The sequence below is a fragment of the Escherichia sp. XD33 genome (genome assembly GCF_019375075.1).
Lineage (GTDB): Bacteria > Pseudomonadota > Gammaproteobacteria > Enterobacterales > Enterobacteriaceae > Enterobacter > Enterobacter flexneri_A.
The window spans coordinates 1-2,663 of record NZ_JAENDM010000142.1 but is presented as its reverse complement, the minus strand read 5'-3'; the positions used below and the strand labels follow the sequence as shown (position 1 = coordinate 2,663).

The following is a 2,663-nucleotide window of genomic DNA, read 5'->3' as shown; positions in this document are numbered from 1 at the left end:
AGTGAACGCATGGCGTTCAAGCTGCACCGTCAGGGCATGATTATGGAAACCATCGGGAAAAATAACGCCGTCTGTAATGAATATCCGTCCCCAATCCTGCCCAAAGAACGCTGGCGTTACCAGATGGTGAATATGTACCCGGACAGCAGACAGTGCCACCCGTTCGGGCGCAGTGTGACCCGCTGGGAAACCGGGAAAAATCCGCCCAATACAAAGAAAAACTTCGGCTACCTGATGTGGCGTAAACGTAACTGTGTCTTCCTGTGAGGTGAATGATGAAGCTGAGTATGAAATCTCTGGCAGCACTGCTGATGATGCTGAACGGGGCGGTTATGGCGTCAGAAAACGTGAACACTCCTGAAAACCGCCAGTTCCTGAAGCAGCAGGAAAATTTAAGCAGACAACTGCGTGAAAAACCTGACCATCAGCTGAAAGCCTGGGCGGAGAAGCAGGTGCTGGAAAACCCCCTTCAGCGTTCAGATAACCATTTCCTGGATGAGCTGGTTCGTAAACAGCAGGCTTCGCAGGACGGGAAACCCCGGCAGGGTGCTCTGTATTTTGTGTCGTTTTCCATTCCCGAAGAGGGGCTGAAACGAATGCTGGGCGAAACCCGGCACTACGGTATACCCGCCACACTGCGGGGCATGGTGAACAATGACCTGAAGACCACCGCTGAAGCCGTGCTGTCCCTGGTGAAAGACGGCGCGACTGATGGTGTTCAGATCGACCCGACGCTGTTTTCACAGTACGGCATTCGCAGTGTACCGGCACTGGTGGTGTTCTGCAGTCATGGATACGACATCATCCGGGGAAACCTGCGGGTCGGCCAGGCGCTGGAGAAAGTGGCCGCCACGGGTGACTGCCGGCAGGTGGCTCATGATTTACTGGCAGGGAAAGGAGATTCCGGGAAATGAAACGTATTTTACCTCTGATACTGGCTCTGGTTGCCGGCATGGCACAGGCTGACAGCAACAGTGATTACCGGGCCGGCTCTGATTTTGCTCACCAGATCAAAGGACAGGGAAGCAGCAGTATTCAGGGCTTTAAGCCACAGGAGAGTATCCCCGGCTATAACGCGAATCCGGACGAGACAAAATACTATGGTGGCGTGACTGCCGGCGGGGATGGCGGCCTGAAAAATGACGGCACCACGGAATGGGCGACCGGTGAAACCGGAAAAACCATCACAGAGTCATTCATGAACAAGCCGAAAGACATTCTTTCACCGGATGCACCGTTTATCCAGACCGGCAGGGATGTGGTGAACCGGGCTGACAGCATTGTGGGAAACACCGGGCAGCAGTGCAGTGCGCAGGAGATTAGCCGGAGTGAATACACGAATTACACCTGTGAGCGGGATTTACAGGTGGAGCAGTACTGCACACGAACTGCCCGTATGGAGCTGCAGGGGAGTACCACATGGGAAACCCGGACGCTGGAGTATGAAATGAGTCAGCTACCTGCACGTGAAGTGAATGGTCAGTATGTTGTCTCCATTACCTCTCCCGTTACCGGTGAAATTGTCGATGCGCATTACAGCTGGAGTCGTACTTACCTGCAGAAGAGTGTACCTATGACAATTACAGTACTGGGAACCCCACTGAGCTGGAATGCCAAATACTCAGCAGATGCCTCATTTACACCAGTACAGAAAACACTGACTGCCGGTGTTGCTTTTACGTCATCTCACCCCGTCCGGGTCGGGAATACAAAATTCAGACGTCATACGGCAATGAAGCTGCGTCTGGTTGTCAGGGTAAAAAAAGCCTCGTACACCCCGTATGTTGTCTGGTCTGAAAGCTGCCCGTTCAGCAAGGAGCTGGGGAAACTGACAAAAACAGAATGTACGGAGGCTGGCGGGAACAGGACGCTGGTGAAAGATGGTCAGTCATACAGCATGTACCAGAGCTGCTGGGCATACCGGGACACGTATGTCACGCAGTCAGCAGACAAGGGAACCTGTCAGACCTACACCGACAATCCTGCCTGTACCCTGGTGTCACACCAGTGCGCCTTTTACTCCGAAGAAGGTGCCTGTCTGCATGAATATGCCACCTACTCCTGCGAGTCAAAAACATCAGGGAAAGTGATGGTCTGTGGGGGAGACGTCTTCTGTCTCGATGGCAAATGCGATAAGGCTCAGAGCGGGCAGAGTAATGATTTTGCCGAAGCCGTTTCTCAGCTGGCGGCACTGGCCGCAGCAGGTAAGGATGTTGCGGCGCTGAACGGGGTGGATGTCCGTGCTTTCACCGGTCAGGCGAAATTTTGTAAGAAGGCTGCAGCCGGATACAGCAACTGCTGTAAGGACAGCGGCTGGGGACAGGATATCGGGCTGGCCAAATGCAGCAGTGATGAAAAGGCCCTGGCTAAAGCAAAATCAAACAAACTGACCGTCAGTGTCGGAGAGTTCTGTTCGAAGAAAGTGCTGGGTGTCTGCCTGGAGAAAAAACGCAGTTACTGTCAGTTTGATTCGAAGCTGGCGCAGATAGTCCAGCAGCAGGGGCGCAACGGACAGCTGCGTATCAGTTTTGGCAGTGCGAAGCATCCTGACTGTCGGGGGATTACGGTTGATGAGCTGCAGAAAATTCAGTTCGACAGACTGGATTTCACTAACTTCTACGAAGACCTGATGAATAACCAGAAAATCCCGGACAGTGGCGTTC

Annotated in this window: 3 protein-coding genes; all 3 read left to right on the top strand. The window is 53.3% G+C overall.

Going from position 1 to position 2,663, the window contains the following annotated elements; genetic code table 11:
* The coding region (locus tag K0778_RS25575; protein WP_182387904.1) for a TraU family protein at nt 1-267 on the top strand (267 nt) is incomplete at its 5' end.
* Between the two features lie 8 nt (nt 268-275).
* Nucleotides 276-914, top strand: a complete 639-nt coding sequence (trbC, locus tag K0778_RS25570; protein ID WP_000777691.1) for a type-F conjugative transfer system pilin assembly protein TrbC — start codon at nt 276-278, stop codon at nt 912-914.
* Nucleotides 911-2,663, top strand: a 1,753-nt coding sequence (gene traN, locus K0778_RS25565; protein WP_153449170.1) for a type-F conjugative transfer system mating-pair stabilization protein TraN, incomplete at its 3' end; no start/stop codon positions are given. The genes trbC and traN, both read left to right, overlap by 4 nt.

Excerpts from the sequence above, each read along its gene's own strand:
- trbC (WP_000777691.1), top strand. The coding sequence starts at position 276 with ATGAAGCTGAGTATGAAATCTCTGGCAGCACTGCTGATGATGCTGAAC.